Annotated in this window: 4 protein-coding genes and 1 pseudogene; 1 reads left to right on the top strand and 4 read right to left on the bottom strand. The window is 55.1% G+C overall.

The window, feature by feature from the left end:
* Positions 1–94: 94 nt before the first annotated feature.
* Positions 95–4,996, bottom strand: coding sequence for an Ig-like domain-containing protein (locus CA264_RS01210; RefSeq protein ID WP_162912047.1), 4,902 nt, complete (start codon positions 4,994–4,996; stop codon positions 95–97).
* 111 nt (positions 4,997–5,107) lie between these two features.
* Positions 5,108–5,911: pseudogene (locus tag CA264_RS22460) on the bottom strand (Ig-like domain-containing protein); the annotation flags it as partial.
* An 866-nt stretch (positions 5,912–6,777) separates the two neighbouring features.
* Here CA264_RS22460 and CA264_RS01200 point away from each other — a divergent pair.
* Positions 6,778–9,366, top strand: coding sequence for a M14 metallopeptidase family protein (locus tag CA264_RS01200; protein WP_025603997.1), 2,589 nt, complete (start codon positions 6,778–6,780; stop codon positions 9,364–9,366).
* A 296-nt stretch (positions 9,367–9,662) separates the two neighbouring features.
* Here CA264_RS01200 and CA264_RS01195 read toward each other — a convergent pair whose 3' ends face one another.
* Entirely contained in the window at positions 9,663–10,610 is a 948-nt protein-coding gene (locus CA264_RS01195) for a PorP/SprF family type IX secretion system membrane protein (RefSeq protein WP_025603996.1), read from the bottom strand.
* A 31-nt stretch (positions 10,611–10,641) separates the two neighbouring features.
* On the bottom strand, positions 10,642–21,111 hold the full coding sequence (locus tag CA264_RS01190; protein ID WP_025603995.1) for a T9SS type B sorting domain-containing protein: 10,470 nt from the start codon (positions 21,109–21,111) through the stop codon (positions 10,642–10,644).
* Positions 21,112–21,911 lie beyond the last annotated feature (800 nt).

Below are 21,911 nucleotides of genomic sequence, written 5' to 3'. Positions count from 1 at the left end.
AATAAGAGCTAAATAAATTGTACCAAAAAAAATCAGTTTAAAGCAAAAGAGCCGGGTAAAATACCCGGCTCTTTTGCTTTAAACCCTATTAGTTTTATTGTTTCAGAAGTTTCAGGTTATACATTCTTCCCTCCAGGTATACCCTCACAAAGTATACCCCATGTGGTAAGTCCGGGCTTATCTCCAGCTTCTTCGTATTGAAGCCTTTTTCTACCGTCAGGCTACGCTGCAGCACTTGCCGACCGGCGGCATTCGCTACAGTTACCTGCACCTCACCGTCCTGCTCCGCTGCAATGTCCAGCGTCAGCTCTGTGTTGAACGGGTTCGGGAACGCTTTCACCTGGCTGGCCACGTCGCCGAAGGTTACCACGCTCGGGCCGAAGTACTCAAAGTTGCCATTCAGGTCCAGCTGCTTCAGGCGGTAGTAACGCGTGCCGTACTTGCCGTCAGACTTGTCTGCATACCTGTACACCTGCTTTACTATCGCGTTTCCGTTCTTCGTCTCCACAAAGGCCAGCTTCCTGAAGTTGAAACCGTCCTCCGACACCTGCACCTCAAAGCCGGCGTTGTTCTCCTCCGAGGCTGTTGCCCACTCCAGCAGTACCTCGTTGCCTTGTTTCAGGGTCTTGAAGTAGATGAGCTCCACAGGAAGCGGTACGACACCGATGTTGGTTAGCGCGTACAGCCTGCAAGTAGCCCCGTTAAACACCTCCGCCTTTATTTGCACATTCTCGCCTGGGGCAGCTTCGATGTATTCGTTGCTTGTACCTGACTGTACAGGCATTCCCCAATCATCTGCAGGCGCTATTCTTCTGTACCACACAAACACTGGGTCCTCTCCGAACGCACCTTCAGGAATCGGGTCCTCTTCACTGGCCTCTACGCGCCACTGCGTGTTGTTCTCTATCAGGTACACACCCAGTACAGGCTCAGTTAGCATAACAGGGGTAGTGAAGCTGACAGTACTAGAGGCAGTAGCACTAGCGCAATTCTCCGCATCGGTAACGGTAAGGGTATAAGTACCTGGCACCGTTGTTTCGAAGCTAGGTGTAGTAGGCACCGGCCCTTGCCAGGCAGCAGGAACTGACCAGCTGTACGTATAGCCTCCTGTTCCACTGGTCACGTTAGCGGAAACGGTTGCTCTAGTACCTCTACAGGCTGATGCGTCCTCCAGGGCAACGATCGGCAGCGGGTTGATGACCACATTCGCGCTTCCTGTCATACTTTGCGAACATGCTGCGGTTGTAGAACTGACAGCCGAAGTCGCGACAACTGAGTATGCACCGGTTACAGTCTGGTTGCCGAAGCTAATCGGGTTACCAGTTCCCGCTACCGTAGCCAGGTTCGTTGTAGATCCGTTTACTGTTCGCCTTAGCTGGTAATTTACGCCCGTTTCAGAGCTTGCCAGCCCAACCGGCACCCCGCCTCCGTTCGCACAGGCTTCTCCTCCACCGGTTACGGCAAACGCAGTTGGCAGTGGCGTTACAAACACATTAACAGGTCCGTAGGCAGGAGGGCAGGCACCGTTAGCGGAAACAGGCTGCACGGTGTAACTGCCGGCGGTAGCCTGGTTGCCAAAGCTTATGGCACCACCTGTACCGGCTCTGGTAGCAACAAGCTGGGCATTGCCATTCACAGTCCGGATCAACTGATAGTTAACGCCTTCCTGAGAGCTGCCGATCCCCACAGGCACCCCCGCACTTCCTGCACAGAAGGCACCGCCACCGGTTAAGGTCTGAGGCGTCACCACAACCATGGTTAAAGTGTTACTCGACGCCGCAGGCTGGCACCTGTTTTCGGCAGATGTAAAGTTCAGGCTCACCACATCACCGTTGTTCAATGTGCTGGACGTAAACGTCCTGCTGGCAGAGAACGGAGTTGTTTGGATAACCGTTCCAGCGCTGTTTGTAACGACCCACTCCATAGTGAGGTTCACATACTCCGCGTTAGGAGTGGCTGTAAACTCTACAGGAGTACCGGGGCAGATGGAACCGGTTGGCAGCCTGCTGATGGAAACGCCATAGTTGTCTGACCGGCCAAGGTAAATTCTGTTAGAGAACAGTACGGCACTGCCAGGGTTAGCTGGCACCAGGTCAGGACGGTTCGCAAAACTAGGGCAACTAAGGCTGGCACCACTCTTAGGCGTGGCTCTTACCGTGTAGTAGTCAGTGGATGACAAGCCGGACAGGCTTATCTCCCGCACGACTTGCCCGTTAGCACGGTCGTTGACGTCGTTCTTCCACCAGTCAAACACAAACTGATCCGACACGTCTGTTCCACCTACCCAAGTGATTTGCTCATACCTTGGGTTAGCAGGATAGTTAACAGACTCCACGTTTGCCAGCACCGTGGCAGTGTAGGTGGTATTTACCCCGGGGCACACCGGGAATGGGCTTGCAGTGAGCACCAGTGTGTAAGTAGTAGTAGGTGTAACCGATATCTCCACAGGTGTGCTGATACTAACAGTTGTACCGGCACAGGCAGATGACCGGACCACACGTCTGAACCAGGTTCGGTCCCTTAGGGTACCCGGGCTATAGTTCTGGCCTGTATTGTTACCGGGTGCGGCGTTGAACCCTGCCGTAGCAGATGTGGTGCTACTCTCCCAGGTATAGGTATACGTACCAACTCCGCCACCACCAGTTGGGGTGCTTCCTGTAAGAGTGTTAGGAGCCGTACCTTCGCAGATAGTTTGCGCCGCACTGATGGTGTTGCCACCAAGAGCTGGCCTTACCGTGATAGTTGCTGCGCTTGTGGAAGAGCACCCATTCGCTGTAACAGTCACAGTGTAGGTACGTGAAATGTTTGCCGGGTCAGTGTTGGTGATTCTAACTGTAGGCTGTGCCACGTTTGCTGCACTAAGGCCGGTTGCCGGCGACCACTGGTAAGTATAGCCTGTAACTGGGGCAACGCCGAGCGTTACTTCCTCACCGGAGCACACGGTTCTGTTTCCACCTGCATTCGCTACAGGGAGAGGGTTCACAGTTAACGTTACAGTACTTGTAGCAGAGCCACAAGGAGGTATAGTGTTACTGTTTGCTGTCAGCTGGAGCGTAACGGTACCCGTGCCGGTTACTGTCACAGCCGAAGTGAGGCTGCTGGCGTTTTCAATACTGGCCGATGCACTACCTGTGCTACCCAGCACGCTCCACACACCATCGCCGTCAGTCACGGTGCCTGCCAGCGTAAAGGAAGTTCCTCCTGGCGTGGCACATTTCGCTTGGGCAGGTCCTGCGTCTGCGGTTGGCAGCGGGTTCACTCTCAGCACGACATCGTCTGTAGTTGTACAACCTGCGCTTGTTGCCGTTAACCTTAAGATGGCTGACGCGCTCGTAACGTTAACCGTAGTGGACAAAGCCTCGTTGTCCGCAATGTCCGCTGTGCCGCTGATGACACTCCATTCCACTGTACCCAAAGAGGCGCTGCCATTCAAGGTGAAGGAGGTTGATGCTCCCCCCGAACAGGCAACCTGGTCAGCGCCAGCGTTTACGATTGGCACCTCATTCACAGTTGCTCTCACGGCTACCCTTCCTGTGCTCTCGCAACCCGCGCTGCTTAAGGCTGCCACATAGAAATCGGTTGTCTGGCTTACGGTTGTTGTAAACGCAGCGCCCTCTCCTAAAATCTGGCCTCCTGTAGCGCTCGCGTACCAGCGGTAAGAGCCGCCTGCAGGAGCTCCACTTGCGCGTAATGTAACCGATCCCGGGCCGCAGCGCTCAGCGCCTGTCACATCTCCCTGTGCCAAAGCAGCTGGCAGCGGGTTAACAACCAAATCCAACTCTTCCACAGCCGCCGGGCAACTGTTGTTGCCGTTGGCTACGGTAAAGCGTATTCTCACGGTGCCTGTACCAGACACCGTTACCTGTGGCGTAAGCGAAGTTGCCCCGGTGATCGTGGCAATTTCGCTACCACTCACGATCTCCCAGGTATAGGTAGTGAAATTATCAGGCCGGCCCGTTAACGCAAAAACGTTATTCCCACTTGGGTTATCACATTGAGGCGTTTCAGCTTCGATCATGGCTACCGGAAGCCTAATAATGCCCGCTGTTACCGGCAAACGGGCATCGCTTTCGCAGCCCTCCTCGCCCACAGCCGCCACATAGTATGTTTTTGAGCTTTCAAGAGAAGGCGTTGTAAACACAGCCCCGGTAAACGCCAGGTCACCTCCGGTAGGAGCAGTATACCAGCGGTAGGTTCCGTTTGCAGGTGCCCCTGTGGCTGTCAGGGTTACTGAGCCAGGCCCGCAGCGCTCTACCCCCGGCACATCAGATGCGACAAGAGCCTCCGGCACAGGGTTTACCACCAATTCTACCTCCGCCACGTCGGTTCCACAGCCGTTATCGCTTGTCACCGTCAGGCGTACTCTCACCGTGCCCGGCTGAGACACACTAACTGTAGGCGTGGTGCTCAGGATATTGGCTATGGTGGCAATACTCTCCCCTTCTACAATCTCCCACACATAGTCGCCGCTCGTAACGGTACCGGTGAGTTCAAAGACAGTGGCACCGTCCGTGTTCTCGCACTGCGGCGTTTCGGTGGCAATCGCTGCTATAGGCAGCGGCGTAACACTCGCCGACACCGGGGTACGCGGGTCACTCTCACACCCTGCTCCATTTACAACGGCCACATAGTATGTATCTGATGTTGCTAAGGATTCTGTCTCGAACGTAGTGCCCTCTCCAAGGGGCTGGCCACCCGTTGCACTAGCATACCAGCGGTAAGTAAAACCAGTGCCAGGGTTAAGTACAGTTAACACTACTGAGCCAGGTCCGCAGCGCTCTCCTCCCTGCACATCTTCTGCAGCCAAAGGAGCAGGAATCGGCTCTACCACCAGGTTAATCTCAGCTACAGCGGGTAAGCAGCCATTGGCCTCGCTTGTTACCGTCAGGCGTAATCTGACGGTACCGGGCTCCGTTACACTTACAGTAGGCGTTAGCGTGTTGGCATCAGCTATCGTAGCACTGGTGCCGTCACTTACACTTATAATTTGCCACACATGAGTTCCATTTTCTGCGTTGCCTGTAATGCCAAACACGTTGGGCCCGCTCGGGTTATCACACTGTGGCGTATCCGCGGTAATACTGGCAACAGGAAGCGGACGTATCGTTGCTGCAACAGGGATTCTGGCGGCGCTTTCACAACCTCCTTGCCCGACAGCCGCTAAGTAATATGTGGTGGATGCTTCGAGATATGGGGTCCTGAAAAGCGAACCTTCACCCACCAGAACCCCACTTCCGTTGTACCACCTGTAGGTAACCCCAGCAGTGATATTTGCTACCCTTAAGGTTATTTCTCCAGGGCCACAGCGTGCGACATCCTCTGCAACAGGAGCAGCAGGCAGTGGATTTACAGTAACTGGTAAAGTACTTGCTACTCCTGCCACGCCACACCTGTTGACACCGGCTACACTTATGTTCCCAGAAGTTGCGCCTGTGAAGTTTACAGTTACCTGGCTACCTGTTGAATTGCCTACAATTGTTGCCCCTGTAGGAAGAGTCCACTGATATGTTGTTGCGTTTGGGATTGCACCCACCGAATATACAGCCTGGGAGCCTGCACACACACTTTGAAGGCCAGAAATCACTCCTGCAGCCCCAGCTGGGCGAGAAACGTTAACTGTAAATGGATTAGACGCTTGAAAATTACCGCCACTGCCTTGCACTACTATAATAGTAATGGAAGGTGTAGTAACGCGTTCGGCGGGAATAGTTACAGTAATTGATTCCGAGCTTCTATTGGAAGGAGTAATGTAAGCAGAACTGGAGTTCACCTCAACTACTGCTGCGTTGTTTCCCCCTCCAGTCCTGAAATCTGTACCTGTTATTGTTAACACTAAGCTTTGGCCAGCAGGAACTGTAGCACATGAAGGGCTGATACTACTAATCGTCTGCGCCCAAGCCGTTTGCCCCATCATCTGGAACAGCAGCAGCAGTAGCCATACAGCCGTGAACGTTACACCAGGTCGGGCATTTATTGCCTGCGCAATTAAATGAGTAAAGCTTCTTTTCATAAAAACATGAATTAGGGGTGGGTTTAAGGCTGTCTCAAGAGGCCTGGGTTTAACTATTTTATCATCACGTAGAACAAAAGCATTAAATGCTTTACAGCAGGGCAAAAGGGAGCCGCCTGGTTCAGTAGTTCTTTTTTTAGAATTACCGCACCAGATATTGCCCTTCATAGGTAATTATCAGAGCACCAGCAGCCTATATCAACTGATTCACTATTGCTTCTTTACATTTCACCCCCAGACACAAGGTGTGGGCAAAAACAAGCAGAAACGGAAATTTATATAATGGTTTATATATTGTGTATGATTCTATAAAGGATAAATACCCTTCCTATCTAAAATAGTTACACACATATTTAAATATTTTATCAGAATAAGTATATATAAAGCTTTTTACTTTTCAGTATTCCGTGAACAGAAACAAAATATAAGCAAATTGTACTTTTACATAAGTAAGCGCTTTGTACCCTGTTCGAAAGCAGTGGCCGGTGTAGGAGCCGTGTTGGCTGTGGCAGAGCAAAGTAGTGTTTGTGAGCTAGGCGGGAGCGCCTGTGCCGTGAAAACAGCCTTGGGTAACAGGGTACGCCTCCAGCGCCAGCCAAGAGGTATGGCCCAAACTACTACCACAACACAGCAGCCGGAAGGTGCCCCGTTTCAGGACACCTTAAAAGGAAATAGCAATGTATCGCTATACTTGCAAAAGCCTCAGTAAAACAACAAATTGCAAGTATAACCGAACCGAAACACTAACCTTTGCTTCACCTTTACGCATGAAAAACCTACGCGCACTTGCAGCAGCGGCCATGCTGGGCCTTGGCTCGGTAGCTGTGGCCCAGCAAGCCGACACCAGCCTGTCCTACTACTTACCGGCTAACACCTCCTACAGCGACGCCATACCTACTCCAAAGCAGCTTTTAGGCTACAACGTGGGCGAATGGCACGCCAGCCACGACCAGCTGGCCATGTACATACGCCTGATGGCAGACGCCTCAGACCGCATCACGCTGACAGAGTACGGGCGCACCCACGAAAACCGCCCGCTGTACCTCCTGACGGTTACCTCCCCCAAAAACCACCAAAACATTGAGCAGATAAAGGAGCTGCACCGTAAGCTAACGGACCCTGCCGCATCTGGGGAGCTGAACATCAAAGACATGCCGGCCGTGGTGTGGATGGGCTACAGCGTGCACGGCAATGAGCCCAGCGGTAGCAATGCCGCGCTGCTGGCGGTATACCACCTGGCAGCGGCGCAGGGCCCGGAGATAGAGAAGCTGCTGGAGGAGACAGTCATCCTGATCGACCCGTCTATTAACCCGGATGGCATGAACCGCTTCGCCAGCTGGGTAAACACGCACCGCAGCAAGAACCTGGTAACCGACCCGAACAGCGCCGAGTTTGACGAAGTATGGCCACGCGGCCGCACTAACCACTACTGGTTCGACCTGAACCGTGACTGGCTACCGCTGCAGCACCCGGAGTCGAAGGGGCGCCTGGCCAAGTTCCACGAGTGGAAGCCAAACGTACTGACGGACCACCACGAGATGGGCACCAACGCGACCTTCTTCTTTCAGCCGGGCATCCCGAGCCGGAACAACCCGCTTACGCCGGAACGCAACTTTAAACTCACCCAGCAGATGGGCACCTACCACGCCAAGGCCCTCGACAAGATCGGCTCCTTTTACTACACCGAGGAAAGCTACGACGACTTTTACTACGGCAAGGGGTCTACCTACCCCGACGTAAACGGCGCGGTGGGCATCCTTTTCGAACAAGCCAGCTCCAGGGGCCATGCACAGGAGAGTGAGAATGGCGTCCTCTCGTTCCCGTTCACGATCCGCAACCAGTTCACCACCACCCTGTCTACCCTGGAGGCGGCCCAGGCCATGCGCGAGGAACTGCTCGCACATCAGCGCGACTTCTACAAAAACGCCCTGAACGAGTCCAAGAAGGCAAGTGTAAAAGCCTATGTGTTCGGCTCCGAGATGGACAAGGCAAAGGCCTTTCACCTGGCCGAGATCATCAGGCAACACCAGATAGACGTGTACCGCCCCAAGGACAGCTTTAAGATCAACAACGTAACTTACACACCGGAGAACGCCTACATCATCCCGACGGAACAAGCACAGCACCGCCTGATTGAGGCCATGTTTGAGAAGCGCACAAGCTTCCAGGACAGCCTCTTCTACGACATCTCCGCCTGGACCTTTCCGCTGGCCTTCGACCTGGACTACGCGCCGCTCACAGGCAGGAATTTCAAAAGCAGCCAGCTGGGGCAAAGGATAGACAGCCTGGCCTTTCCGGCTGGTGAAGTGGTAGGTGGCAAGAGCAATTACGCCTACGCGTTTGAATGGCACGGCTACTACGCTCCGCGCGCCCTAAACCAGTTAATGGACCGCGGCATAGCCACACGGGTAGCCTCGGATAAATTCACCACCGCAGAGGGCAAGCAGTATGATTACGGCACCATTCTGATACCCGTAAGCGGCCAGCCGGTTAGCGCTGAGGAGCTGCATCGCGCTCTGCAGGAGGTGGCACAGCAGAACGGCCTGAAGGTATATGCGCTGCATACCGGGTTTAACCCCCAAGGTATAAAACTGGGAAGCCCTATGATGCTGCCCCTGGAGCAGCCAAAGGTCATGATGCTGATCGGTGACGGTGTTAACAGCTACGACGCGGGAGAAGCCTGGCACCTGATGGACGAACGCTTCGGCATGCGGCCTACCCTGATCAAAACCAACGACTTTAACAATGTGGCATTAGGCAAGTATACGGTGCTGGTGATGGCAGAGGGATCCTACCGCAACATCTCCAAGGATAAGCTGCGCAGCTGGGTGCAACAGGGAGGCACCGTAATAGGCATGGGGCAGGCGGCCAAGTGGCTGTCCGATAACGGCATCGGCAACATTACCTTTAAAGAGGCCAAAGAAGACACACTGGCCCAGAAGCCTTACGCTGACATGTCGAACACCAACGGCGCACAGGTAATAGGCGGCGCTATTTTCGAAACGAAGCTGGACCTGACGCACCCGCTGGCCTATGGCTACACCGATGCGCAGATGCCGATTTTCCGCAGCAACACCCTGTTTATGGAGCGCTCCAAGAGCCCTTATGCCAACCCGGTTATGTACACGGCCACCCCGCTTATGGCCGGCTACATTTCAAAGCCGAACCTGCAGCAGCTCAAAGGCACGGCAGCCGTAGACGTTTCCTCGCTGGGAGCCGGAAAAGTGATTGCCATGCCGGACAACCCGAACTTCCGGGCCTTCTGGTACGGCACCAACAAACTGTTCCTGAACAGCATCTTCTTTAGCCAGATCATCCGCGGAGCCTCTGCCCGTGCCGATGAAGATGCCCATTAAGACAGCACAGCTACAGCAAAAGAAAAACGCCAGCGCAATTGCGCTGGCGTTTTTCTTTTGCCTGCATCAGGATGGGCAGGCGAGGGAAGTATGATGTAGTATGGAGCCTCTCGCCTGCCCTCCTTACTGAAGAGCTTTGCTAACGGCAACAGTGTCTTTCCTCTAAAGCCAGAGATGGAACAACAACAACATTCGTAAGCCAGCGGAAAAACAGCCGCCAGGCCAGCGCAGGCTTTAGCGCCCGCTATAAAACAAAAGAGCCGGTGCAGTAGCACCGGCTCTTTTGTTTTGGGCCTTTACCTCATCCGAAACCCCAGCATAATTTCGTGGGAGCCGGCGCTGTAGTGCCGCATCGGCGAAACGGTGATATCGTATGTGTAGCTTAGCTCGTACTGCTTCATAAACTGCAGCCCCACCAGGCCCACCACCGCATCCTGAGTGCGGTAAGAGATGCCGGCCCAAACCATGTCATCGTCATCCGTCTTGCGCCTCTTCGTGAAGTGGTAGGCCCCCTTTACATTCAGGTCGGCCTGCAGCGGCGCCGGGCTCACGTACTTGAGCAACACCGAAGGCGTCACCACGATGTTCCGGTTTACTTCAAACTTGTAGCCGCCGGACACAAACAGGTGGCGCGCAAGCCGGCTCGGGTCCTCCACGTCATCACGCTTAGCAATCTTGTTGCCCAGCACCTGAAAAAGCGACACCCCGGCATAGAACTCATCGGAGTGGATGTAGGTACCCACGCTCAGGTCCGGCATAAACGAGTTGAAGCTACCGCCCTGGGTAACCGGGTCGCGCTCGTCAGAGCCTTCAGCCAGGTGGATCTTGTTCGCATCGAAGCGAAACTGCTGCACCCCGGCAAACACGCCCGACGAAAGGTAGATTTTCCTGTTGATCGGCACATGGTACGCATAGGACAGCAACAAGCCGGTGCGAGTAGTCGGGCCGGTCTGGTCGGTGTACACATAGCCGCCGGCCCCATGGTAAGGCTGCACCCTTTTGCTGCGGATGCTCCGCTTAAACAAAGCTGTTTCGCCGCTCAGGTAGTAGGTTTTAGGGGCTCCTTCAAAGCCGGTCCACTGGTTGCGGTAGCCTGCCTTAAAGTTCCAGTCCTTCTCCAGCCCGCTGACAGCCGGGTTGATCAGGAAATAGTTAGTCATGTACTGGCTGTACAATGCCTTCTGCTGGGCTACAGCAACCGAGCCCATAAGCAGAAAGCAGCATATAAGTATGTAATTTTTCATAACGCTCTTTTTGATGGATGAAAGGCCGATGTTATCGCATGATGGTTACAGATCGCTTGAGCGGCGAAGAGCCGTCTCCGAACTCAATCACGCAGTAGTAGGTGCCGTCCGGCAGTCTCTTTCCGTTGTAAGTACCGTCCCAAGGGTTGGTGTAGCCTCTCGACTCAAACACCGGGCTACCCCAGCGGTTGTACACCGTTACCCTGCAGTGCGGGAAGAGGGTCGCGAGGTTCTTCAGCATCCACTTGTCGTTGATACCGTCTCCGTTTGGCGTGAAGCCGTTCGGGATGTCAATATCGTTAAAGCCTTCAACTGTGAACGTGACCTCTGCGGTACATCCGAAGCTGTCCTTCACCATCAGCGTGTGCAGGCCAGCGGCCAGGTTTGTAAAGACAGAATCGGCAGTAAAGCCCCCTCCGTCGACGGAGTACATATAAGGAGCCGCCCCACCGCTGATATTAGTCACGGCTGCGCTGCCGGACTTGTCCTGCCCAATGGCTTTGCTGAGCGGCGTTACCTCTACCTGTATCTGGTCTGCCTCTTTCACTTCGGCTGTACCCACTACTATGCGGCAAGTCTCGGAGAACTTGGTCACCAGTTGGTACACGCCTTTTGGCAAGCCTGTGAACACGGAGTCTTTCTGGAAAGTAAGTCCGTTGTCGATACTGTACTGCGTCTGGGCATTCTCCCCTACCGATGTAAAGGCGATAACGCCGGTAGCAGCACCAGTACAGCTCAGGTTACGCACATAGGCCAACTCGCTCAAAACCCCGGCCTCCACTTTTACAGGCTTGGCAAAGGTGCAGCCTTTCGCGTCTTTCACTGTTAAAGTGTAGCTACCCGGCACCACGCTGGCAAAGGTGGTAGCGGCAGTAAAGTTCTTGCCGTCCAGCGAGTAAGTATAAGGCGCTGTACCACCGGTCACCCCGTCTACTGCCACCTGCCCTGTAGCCAGGCCACAGCCTGCGGAGGTTACCATTGCCTTGAGGTCGGTTAGTGGTGGCGTGTTACGGATCGTAACCGTCTGAGAGTTCAGGCATCCGGCAGCGTCTTTCACCGCTACCTGGTACACCCCTTCGGCCAAACCGCTGAAGGCAGGTGTTGCCTGGAAGGTAGTGCCATCAATGCTGTAGGCATAAGGGCTTTGTCCGCCGCTTACCTGGCTGATCACCACCCTGCCGTTTTCACTGCCGCAGCTGGCATCATAGCCTGTGGCTGTAAAGGTTGCCCCGGCGCTGTTGCCTACATTCTCCCTCAGTTCAAAGGTGCAGCCTTCTGAGTCTTTGATGATGATCGTGTAGCCTCCGGCGGCAAGGTTATCAAAAGCAGCTGCTGCCTGGAAGCTCTTGCCACCATCTATACTATAAGCCAGCGGCAGAGTGCCCCCTGTTACTGATGTGACCGTGACCTTGCCGTTGGACTCGCCACAGGTTGCCGCCACCGAGGAGCTGCTGGCCGCCTTTGGCCCGTTGGTAGTTACGGTAACAGTGCCATGTGTAAGACAGCCGTTAGCATCTTTCACGTACACATTATATACTGCCGGCGCCAGCCCTGCAAAGGTGTTGGCGGCCTGGAAACTTGCTCCATCCAGCGAGTACGTATAAGGCAGTGCGCCACCGGTAACTTTTGTAACTGTAATAGAGCCGGTGCTGGCAGTGCAGGACGATGGTGTGGCCTGGGACGATAACTCTGAAGGCCCCGTTGCGTTAGGCACCGTTACCTTCTTCACGAGCGTGCAGCCGTTGGCGTCTTTCACCGTAACGGTGTGCTCCCCTGCAGCTATCGCCGCAAACATGTTGGTGTTTTGGAAGCTGCCGCCATTCAGCGCGTAGGTGTAAGGGGCCGTGCCACCTGCTACCGCACCCACCGTTACTGTGCCGTTGGCAGCGCCGCAAGTTGAGGCAGTCGCCGTCAGGTCGTAGCCTGTAGGCCCGGCAGTGTTTTCGACCACAACCGCCTTTGTAAACCTGCAGCCGTTGGCGTCTTTTACAGTGATGTTGTAAGAACCCGCCGCTAAGCCTGTTAAGGTAGCACCCGCCTGGAAGGTGGTGCCGTTGTGGCTGTAGGCAAATGGAGCCGTGCCATCGGTAACACCTGTTACCGTCACCTCGCCGTTGCTGTTACCGCAGGTAGCGGCTTTGCTGACAGCGGCAAAGTCGGCAGGGCCCGTAGCGTTAGGCACCACCAGGGCTGTTACAAACGTACAGCCGTTGGCGTCTTTCACGCTCAGTTGGTACGCTCCGGCGGCCAAGCCCGTAAAGGCGGCCGCGCTTTGGAAATCTTTCCCGTTGATGGCGTAGGTGTACGGAACCGTACCGCCCGTTACGCCAGCTACCACCACCTGGCCGTTGCTGTTACCACAACTGGCCGTGTACACGGTAGCCTCGAGACCAGACGGCCCAGCCACATTGTTCACCTGTACTTCCTTGGCGAACGAGCAGTTATTGGCATCCTTCACCTCCACACGGTAAGTACCGGCAGGCAAACCTGTAAAGGCAGCTGTGCTCTGGAAAGCACCTCCGTTCAGCGCGTATGTATAAGGAGCTGCACCGCCCGCCACAGCCGTTATTCTAATGCTACCGTTGCTGTTTCCGCAGCTGGCAGCGCTGGCAACGCTGGTGAAGTCGGCCGGTCCGCTCTTGCTTACCGTCACCCGCACTTCCATCACACATCCTTTGGCATCTTTGGCCGTGAGGGTGTACTCCCCGGAGGCCAGGGCCGTAAAGATGCCCGCAGACTGGAAAGCTCCCCCGTTGAGGGCGTAGCTGTACGGGGCGTCTCCCCCCGTAACGCCTGTTACCGTAATAGTGCCGTCGTTATCGGCACAGGTAGCAGCCTTAATCGTGGTTGCTACTGCTGTAGGTCCGCCAACATTGGCCACCGTAACGTTCTTAGTAAATATACAGCCATTGGCGTCTTTTACCGTGGTGGTATAAGAACCGGCTTCCAGGGCTGTAAAAGTAGCTGTTGCCTGGAAGTTCACGCCATCGATGCTGTAGGTATACGGCGAGGTGCCACCGCTTACGCCGGTTACCTTCAGTTCGCCGTTGCTGGCTCCGCAGGTGGAGGCTTTCGTTACAGCAGTCAGGTTTGATGGCCCGGTAATGTTCTCTACCACTATTTTAGCAGCGAAGGTACAGCCGTTCGCGTCTTTCACTGTTACTGTATGTTCGCCGGCGAGAAGAGAGGCAAAGGCAGTCTCAGTCTGGAAGGCCCCTCCGTCTACCGCATAGGTATAAGGTGCAGTACCACCGCTCACGCCGGTTACCGAAACCGCTCCGTTGGCATCCCCACAAGTAGAGGAAGCTGCCTGCAGCGTGAGTTGCGTTGGCCCGGCAACATCCTCCACCTCTACAGACTTGGTCACGATACAGCCATTGGCATCCTTCACCGTAATGGTGTAAGTGCCGGCCATAAGCCCTGTAAAGGTGCCCACACTCTGGAAGTTCACACCGTCTTTGCTGTAAGTATAAGGTGAAGTGCCGCCCGTTACCTCGCGCACAACCACCTGTGCGTTACGGTTACCGCAGGTAGAGGCAACAGCAGCCAGGCTGATGTCGCTTGGGCCGGCAATGTCTTCTACCTGTACCGTGGCCGTACCCAGACACCCTTTGGCATCTTTCACACTCACCGTGTAGGTATCGGCTGTCAGGTTACCGAAGTTTGCCTCCTCCTGAAAGTTTACCCCATCCATCGAGTAAGTGTAAGGGCCGACACCGCCTGCCACGTTGCTCACGCTGATATGCCCGTTGGTGCCCCCACAGGTAGTTGGCTGCGCCGATACGCTTAGGGTTGGCCCCTCCACGTTTCGTACCGCAACATCCTCTGTGAATGTACAGCCGTTGGCATCCTTCACCGTGATAGTGTAAGTGCCGGCAGCCAACCCTCCGAAAGTAGCGGCAGACTGGAAGGCAGCGTTGCCCTTGCTGTATGTATAAGGAGCCGTTCCGCCGCTTACGGTTGTAATGGTCAGCTCACCGTCGCTGCGGCCGCAGCTGGCAGCCACCGTGGTGCTGGTGAAGCTTGTCGGCACGTTAGCGCCCACTGTTACAGAAGCCGTTACAGTACAACCGTTGGCATCCTTTGCAGTAACAGTATAAGTACCGGCGGCCAGTGCCGTAAAGCGGGTGCCTGTTTTAAAGTTAGTGCCGTCGATAGCGTAAGTATAAGGAGCCGTTCCGCCGCTTACAGCACCAACCTGAATGCTGCCGTCGTTGTCGGCGCAGCTGGCTGGTGTAGTAGAGGCTGCCACAGCGGTTGGCCCGGCAATGTTGGTTACCGTAGCCGCCTTTGTAAAGGTACAGCCGTTGGCATCCTTCACCGTAATGGTGTGCGTACCGGCCATAAGCCCTGTAAAGTTTGCTGAGGCCTGGAAGTTTACCCCATCCCTGCTGTAAGTATAAGGTGAAGTGCCCCCGCTTACGCCGGAGATGTTTAGTTCGCCGTTGCTGTCGCCGCAGGTAGAGGCTTTGGCGCTGGCCAAGAAACCGGTTGGGCCTGCTATATTCTCCAGGGTGATCTTCTTAGAGAATGTACAGCCGTTAGCGTCTTTTACCGTTACCGTGTGCTCGCCCGCCAGCACCGAGCCAAAGCTCAGAGAAGCCTGAAAGGCGCCTCCATCCAGCGCATAAGTATAAGACGGCGTACCGCCCGCTACCGCTGTAACAGTTATCGTACCGTTTGCTGCCCCACAGGTAGAAGGTTCCCCGGCCAGGGTTATACCGCTCGGCCCCGGGATATTTGTTACTTCTATCGTTTTGGCAAGTGTACAGCCATTCGCGTCTTTCACGGTGATGGTATATGTACCTTGGGCAAGGCCTGTGAAAACGTTGGAATCCTGGAAGCTCTGCCCGTCTCTGCTATATGTAAAGGAGGCGGCGGCACCCGTCACGTTTTCAACTGTAACGCGCCCGTTGCTGCCGCCGCATGTAGAGGCGACCGCTGCCAGTGTAAAGCTCGGCCCGGCGATGTTGCTTACCGTCGCCTCCTCTGCGTACACGCAGCCGTTGGCATCTTTCACCGTTACCGTATAAACGCCTTCGGCCAGCCCTGTAAAGGCAGTGGCACTCTGGAAGTCTTTCCCGTTGATGGCATAGGTATAAGGTGTAGTGCCCCCGCTTACGCCGGCCACCACTAACTCTCCGTTGCTGTTACCGCAGGTAGAGGCCTTGGTCATGGCGGTTAAATCGGAAGGCCCGCTGATGTTGGTTACCGTCACATTCTTCGTAAACACACAGCCTTTCGCGTCTTTCACGGTGATGCGGTGTACTCCGGCTGCCAGCCCGGTAAGTGTAGCAGATGCCTGGAAAGCATCACTCCCCTTACTGTAAGTATAAGGAGCCGCTCCGCCTGTAACACCCATTACGGTTACTTCCCCGTTGCTGGCCCCGCAGGTAGATGCCTTAACAGAGGCGGCAAAGGCTGTCGGCGCGTTCGTTCCTACTTTAACTATAGTTGTTACCGTACAGCCGTTCGCATCTTTCGCAGTAAGGGTATAGTCTCCCGAGGCCAGGCCGGTAAAGCTTATACCTGCCTGAAAGCTGGTGCCATTGATGGAGTAGGTGTACCCAGTGGTACCTCCTATTACGTTGCCCACCAGGATGCTGCCGTCGTTGTTGGCGCAGCTGGCCGACTGTGCAGTAGCCGCCACAGCAGTAGGCCCTGCGATATTGGCTACCGTAAAGCTCTTGCTGAAGGTACAGCCGTTGGCGTCTTTCACCGTAACGGTGTGCGCACCGGCGGCCAATCCGGCAAAGGTAGTCGCAGACTGGAAAGCGCCGTTGTCTATACGATAAGTGTACCCCTCTACGCCGCCACTTACGCCTGTTACATTCAGTTCCCCATTGCTGCCGCCGCAGGTAGAGGACTTTGTGGTAGCTGTCAGGTTGGTAGGGCCGGCCACGTCACCCACTGTTACAGCCTTTGAGAAGGTACAGCCGTTGCTATCCTTCACCGTGATAGTGTAGTCGCCGGCCACCAGCGAACCGAAGCTTGTTGAGCTCTGGAATGTGCGGCCGTCTTTGCTGTAGGTATAGGCCCCTGCACCGCCCGACACGTTGCTTACTACAACGCTGCCGTTGTTGCCTCCGCACGTAGAGGAATCCGCTGTCAGGGTCATATTAGCTGGCCCGGCGATATCGCTTACCGCCACCGGCTTCACAAGGGTGCAGCCGTTGGCATCCTTTACAGTGATGCTGTAGGAACCCGCCACCAGGTTAGCAAAAGTAGCAGCGGCTTGGAAGTTCACGCCATCTTTGCTGTAGGTATAAGAGCCCGCACCGCCTGAGGCGCTCACGGTTATACTGCCGTTGCTTCCGCCACAGGTAGATGCCTCGGCAATAGTGGTGAACGCCGGGCCTGCAACGTCTGCTACTGTTACACCCTCTGCATATACACAGCCTCTGGCATCCTTCACATAAACCGTGTAGCTGCCGGCGGTAAGCGCGGCAAAGCCCGCAGAACTTTGGTAAGTAACACCGTCCAGGGAGTAAGCATAAGGCTGTGTGCCACCACTCGCGCCCGTCACGGTAAGCTCAGCGTTGCTGTTACCGCAGGTAGAAGGCCTGACAGATGCCGTAAGGTCGGACGGGCCGGCAATGTTCGTAACTGTTACCGTTTTAGCGAAGGTACATCCGTTGTCATCCTTTACAGTAACCGTGTAAGTGCCCGCCGCCAAGCCTTCCAGCATTGGGTTAGTCTGGAAAGTCACGCCGTCTGCACTGTACTTATAAGGAGCTTTACCGCCTGTTATACCACTTACTGCGACACTGCCGTTGCTGTTGCCGCAGGTAGAAGCGGTAGCGGTGGCTGTAAACGCTGTAGGGGCCGACTTAAGTACCGTAACCGAAGTTGTTACGCGGCACTGGTTGTTGTCTTTAGCCGTTAAAGTATAGGTTCCGGAGGCAAGGCCCGTGAACACAGTGCCTGCCTGGAAGTTCGTGCCATCAATGGAGTAAGTATAAGCAGGTGTGCCGCCGTTAACGCCACTTACCGAAATCTGGCCGTCGTTGTTGGCGCAGCTGGCTGGCGTAGCGGTAGCGGTTACCGTGCTCGGCCCCGCTATGTTTGCCAGGGTAAAGGTTTTTACCGTGGTACAGCCGTTCGCATCTTTTACAGTGATGGTGTAGTTACCGGCCGCGAGGCCTGAAAACATGGCCGATGCCTGGTAGGTGCTGCCACCGTCCCTGCTGTACGTATAGGATGGCGTACCTCCCGTTACACCGCCAACGCTTATGCTTCCGTTGCTCTCGCCGCAAGTGCTGCTGCGTAAGCTGGCCGTAAAATCCGAAGGGCCCGGCATTTCGGTGATGGTGAAGGACTGTTGCACAGAACAGCTCTGCCCGTCGCTTACGCTGACAGTGTAGGTACCGGCAGGCTTGTTGCTGATGGTAGCTGTTGTTTCGCCGGAGCTCCATTTATAGGTAACCGGTGCCTGCCCGCCTACTACCGTCGCAGCCACTGTGCCTGTCGCCCCGCCGCATACCACAGAGGTACCCGACAAGGTAAGGTTCATGGAGTAGAAAGTCAGCAGCACCTCGTCCTGCAGGGGTGAGCATGATCCGTTTCCGGTTGAGGTAAGGGTCAGCTTCAGTGAGCCGGCCCTGATTTCGTCTGCTGTAGGGGTGTACACGGCATTCAGCGCGGTGTTGCTCGGGCTAAATACCCCGCGGCCGCCACTCCAGATGCCGCCTGTAGCTGCCGTAACCGCACCTGCCAGCTGCACCGCGTTTTGGGAACAGGCAAGCTGGTCCGGGCCGGCGTTTACCGTGAGGTTAGATACAACGTTAACGGAAGCTGAGAAGGTTTTACAGTTCGGGTAGTTCTCGTTTCTGGCTTCAAACGTATACGTTCCGACTGCGGTGGCTCTGTAGACACGGTCTGTCCCTACAAGTTTGCCGCTGCTGTCGGTCCAGAGGTACGAAAAGTTGCCGCTGCCGCCGGTCACGTTGCCGACCAGGTCTACGCCGTTACCGCCGGGGCAGATAATGGCAGGCTCCGGCCCGATGGTAACTACCGGCTCCGGGTAAAAATACACCCTTACCACATCGCAGTACGGCAGTGTGGAGCAAGGCGAGTTAACCGAGGCTCCGCACACTTCATAGTCGACAAAGGCCGGTACGTTCGCATCAGGTGTTACTACCGGGTTTGCCTTTCCGTTCGGGAAGCTCAGGTATTTATCATAGGCTCCTCCTCCGGTAATATCCCGCCAGGTTATTGATGATTCCTCGAAGGCGATCGGTGCGCGAAGTATGGCCGAGCAGCCAGCCGTTACGGAAAGGTCTGGCTGCGGCTCAAACGCTGCAATAGACTTGATAACAAAGCGCCCTTTGGCGTTGCCCGGCATGCACAGCGTCAGCACGTGCGGCCCTGTGCCCTCCACACAAATAGGCTGCCCCACGGGTACATAGCCTCCGCAGTCAATCTGGTATCCCATGGAGCCTGACGGTACCGGCCCATCCGTAATGGCGAATTCCAGGCCGGCGGCGTTTCTGTCTAACGTGATGTTGAACTGGATACAGTTGTCGTTGCCTGTCGCTCCGCACAACTGCCCGTTTCTGTTTACGGTGCCGGAGTCCCAGGTGCCGTTGGGTTTCCCCGTCAGGTCTACGTCATAGGTCGGAACGGGAACCACCGCCACGTTGATACTGGCCGTTCTGGTGCACCCGTTCACATTCACCGTGAGGGTGTACGTTCCGGCGTCGGCACTTGTCATGCTTGGCCGGGTAGGGTTCTGAAGCTTAGAGGTAAAGCCGTTTGGCCCGGTCCAGGAGTAAGTGGCCCCGGCAACGGTGGTGGCGGTCAGGTAAAGGGTGCTTCCAAGACCCGGGCTGTTGCTGGTAAGCGTCGGCACGGCCGGAAGCGCGTTTATTGTCAGGTCTTTGCCGTTATCAGTACCGGGTATGCTGGCGTCGGATGCGTACACCCGGATGCGGTATTTAGAACCGCTCGCCGCACTGGCTGGTATCACAGCGTTTATACTGCCGGTATTGCTGGTAACGGTTCCGATCGTTACAGGGCTGTCAAAGCTCCCGGTCGCATCCGAAAGTTCTGCCCGGAAGTTACGCCCCAGGTTTATATTGGTTCTGTAGTTAACTGTAACCGCCTGCCCCGCGCAGTATGGGCCATTGGTAACGCTGGTTGTGACCAGTGCCGGCAGGAGCTTGGAGATAAAGATCTCCTCTCCTCCTCTGTTCGGGATCGGGATACCGCCAAAGCTTGTGGTGGCTCCCTGGAAGTACCCGGTTACGTAAGCGTTTCTGGCCGCATCCGAAACAATGCCAAAGCCACGGTCATCCACACCGCTACCAGCGCCAATCGCCCACTGCACCACACCGCTGCCCAGGTAATGGGCTGCAAAAATATCGAGGCCGCCCGTTGTTCTCAGGGTAATGCCTCCTACAGACGCGGTGCCGCTGAAGCTGCCCGTCAGGTACAGGTTTCCGTTGGCATCGGCAGACAAACCGTTTAGCTCGTCCGTACCCGCGCCACCGGCTGACTTTGCCCAGAGGCTGGTTCCGGTGTTGGAGTATTTAGCCAGAAAGATGTCCTGGCCGCCAGCGCTGCTCAGCGATTGGGTTCCGAACTGGGCTGTTCCGTTATAGTTACCGCCCAGGTACAGGTTGTTCCCCGCATCCAGCGCCAGGCTCGTTACTTTATCGGCTCCAGCGCCTCCGGCTTTTTGCGCCCAGGTAAGGCTTCCGCTGTTGCTGTAAGCAGCCAGAAAAATATCCTGTCCACCGCTGCTCGCCAACCTGGTGCTGCCCAGGGCAAGGGTGCCGGCAAAGTTACCGGTTATGTAAACATTGCCGCTAGCGTCAACCACAGCTCCGGTGCCCTCATCAGCTCCAGTACCGCCAGCCTGCTGCGCCCAGGCAAAAGAACCGTCTGGGTTTAGCTTCGCCACAAAGGCGTCCAGGCTGCCCTGGCTACTCAGCACGGTGCTGCCAAAGGTGGCAGCGCCCTGAAAGCTGCCGGCCAGGTAGCTGTTCCCGGCGGCATCTATCGCTATGCTGTTGCCTTTATCAGCCGCAGAACCGCCCGCTTTTGTTGCCCACACCACATCGCCATTGTTGTTATACTTGGCGATAAGGATGTCAGCGGCTCCGTTACTGGTTAACGTACGCCCGCCCAGTGTAACAGAACCGGTAAAAGTGGTTGTGAGGTAGCTGTTCCCGGCGGCGTCCGTCTTGAGGCTGCTTCCATCTCTTAGGTTTGTGTCAGAGATTTTCCGGGCCCAGGCAAAGCCCCCGCTGTTGCTGTACTTTGTCAGGTAGGTACCTGTCCCGGATGTGGACAAGGTTGTCGTTCCAAACAGCGCCGAGGGTGCGGAAAAGTGCCCCAGCACGTAGAGGTTCCCTGCGGCGTCCACCTGTATCCCTTCTCCATTGTCGTCCGAAACGCTGCCCGCGGTTTTCACCCAGTTAATGGATTGCCCCGACGACGGCAGGCTACAGAAAAGGGAAAAGGAAATGGCTGCAAAAATCAGTAGAAGTCTGTTCATACAATAACCAATATGTTGTAACTATTAAATGCTAGATGTGATAGGAAATACCGCTGTGCCTTCCTCTTGCAGGGTTGGCGGCAGCAACTGCCATAGGCGAAGAACAGGAAGGACAATCTGCTTTGGGGGAATCATTCAATTTCATAAACTGTGATTTGGATTTCGAGCTGTGTTATTCTGCTTCTGTACCGGTGGTTGAAAAGGCCTATTACCCCTGCGCCGCACCAGCCCGCCCGGCGCTTCGCTTTAAGCACCTCTTTTTAGGACTGGTTTTAGGACTGGCACGTGCCGGATGGGCAAACACTTGATTTACCCACCCGGCCAGTTACGCGGCTCATTACAGCCTGCCTTTTACAGCGCCCCATGCCTCACAAATTTTATATTGCACTTGTAGTGCATTGTTCAACATGGCTGATGCACAGGCAAGACGGGTTTTGCACTTATCACACAAACACCTTCCGAAACATGATGCAGCACACAACATCCCCCTGTTGTATGCTTACAAAATAAGTTTCAATTAACCGGAGGCACTACAAAGCTAAACATAAGCCGATTAAGCCTAAATAAAGCTATTGCCTCCTTTACCTGTGTAAAGTAAACAGGAATATAGTTTCATAGCAATACAATTTTAAGATTTCTGCCGGGCAACTAATTGTTATCTTTTAACTTATACTTATCTATGATTAAACCCAACTTAAAGTGTAAACATATATTATATTAGTACTATATATAAATCATTAATAAATACTACTGCGCCGCATACCACCACCCCCGAAGCAAAATGACAGCCCCGTAAGCGG

The sequence above is a fragment of the Pontibacter actiniarum genome (genome assembly GCF_003585765.1).
In the GTDB taxonomy this organism is placed as follows: Bacteria; Bacteroidota; Bacteroidia; order Cytophagales; family Hymenobacteraceae; genus Pontibacter; species Pontibacter actiniarum.
This window is presented reverse-complemented; position numbering and strand designations above follow the sequence as displayed.

Excerpts from the sequence above, each read along its gene's own strand:
- CA264_RS01195 (WP_025603996.1), bottom strand. The coding sequence starts at position 10,610 with ATGAAAAATTACATACTTATATGCTGCTTTCTGCTTATGGGCTCGGTT.
- CA264_RS01200 (WP_025603997.1), top strand. The coding sequence starts at position 6,778 with ATGAAAAACCTACGCGCACTTGCAGCAGCGGCCATGCTGGGCCTTGGC.
- CA264_RS01190 (WP_025603995.1), bottom strand. The coding sequence starts at position 21,111 with ATGAACAGACTTCTACTGATTTTTGCAGCCATTTCCTTTTCCCTTTTC.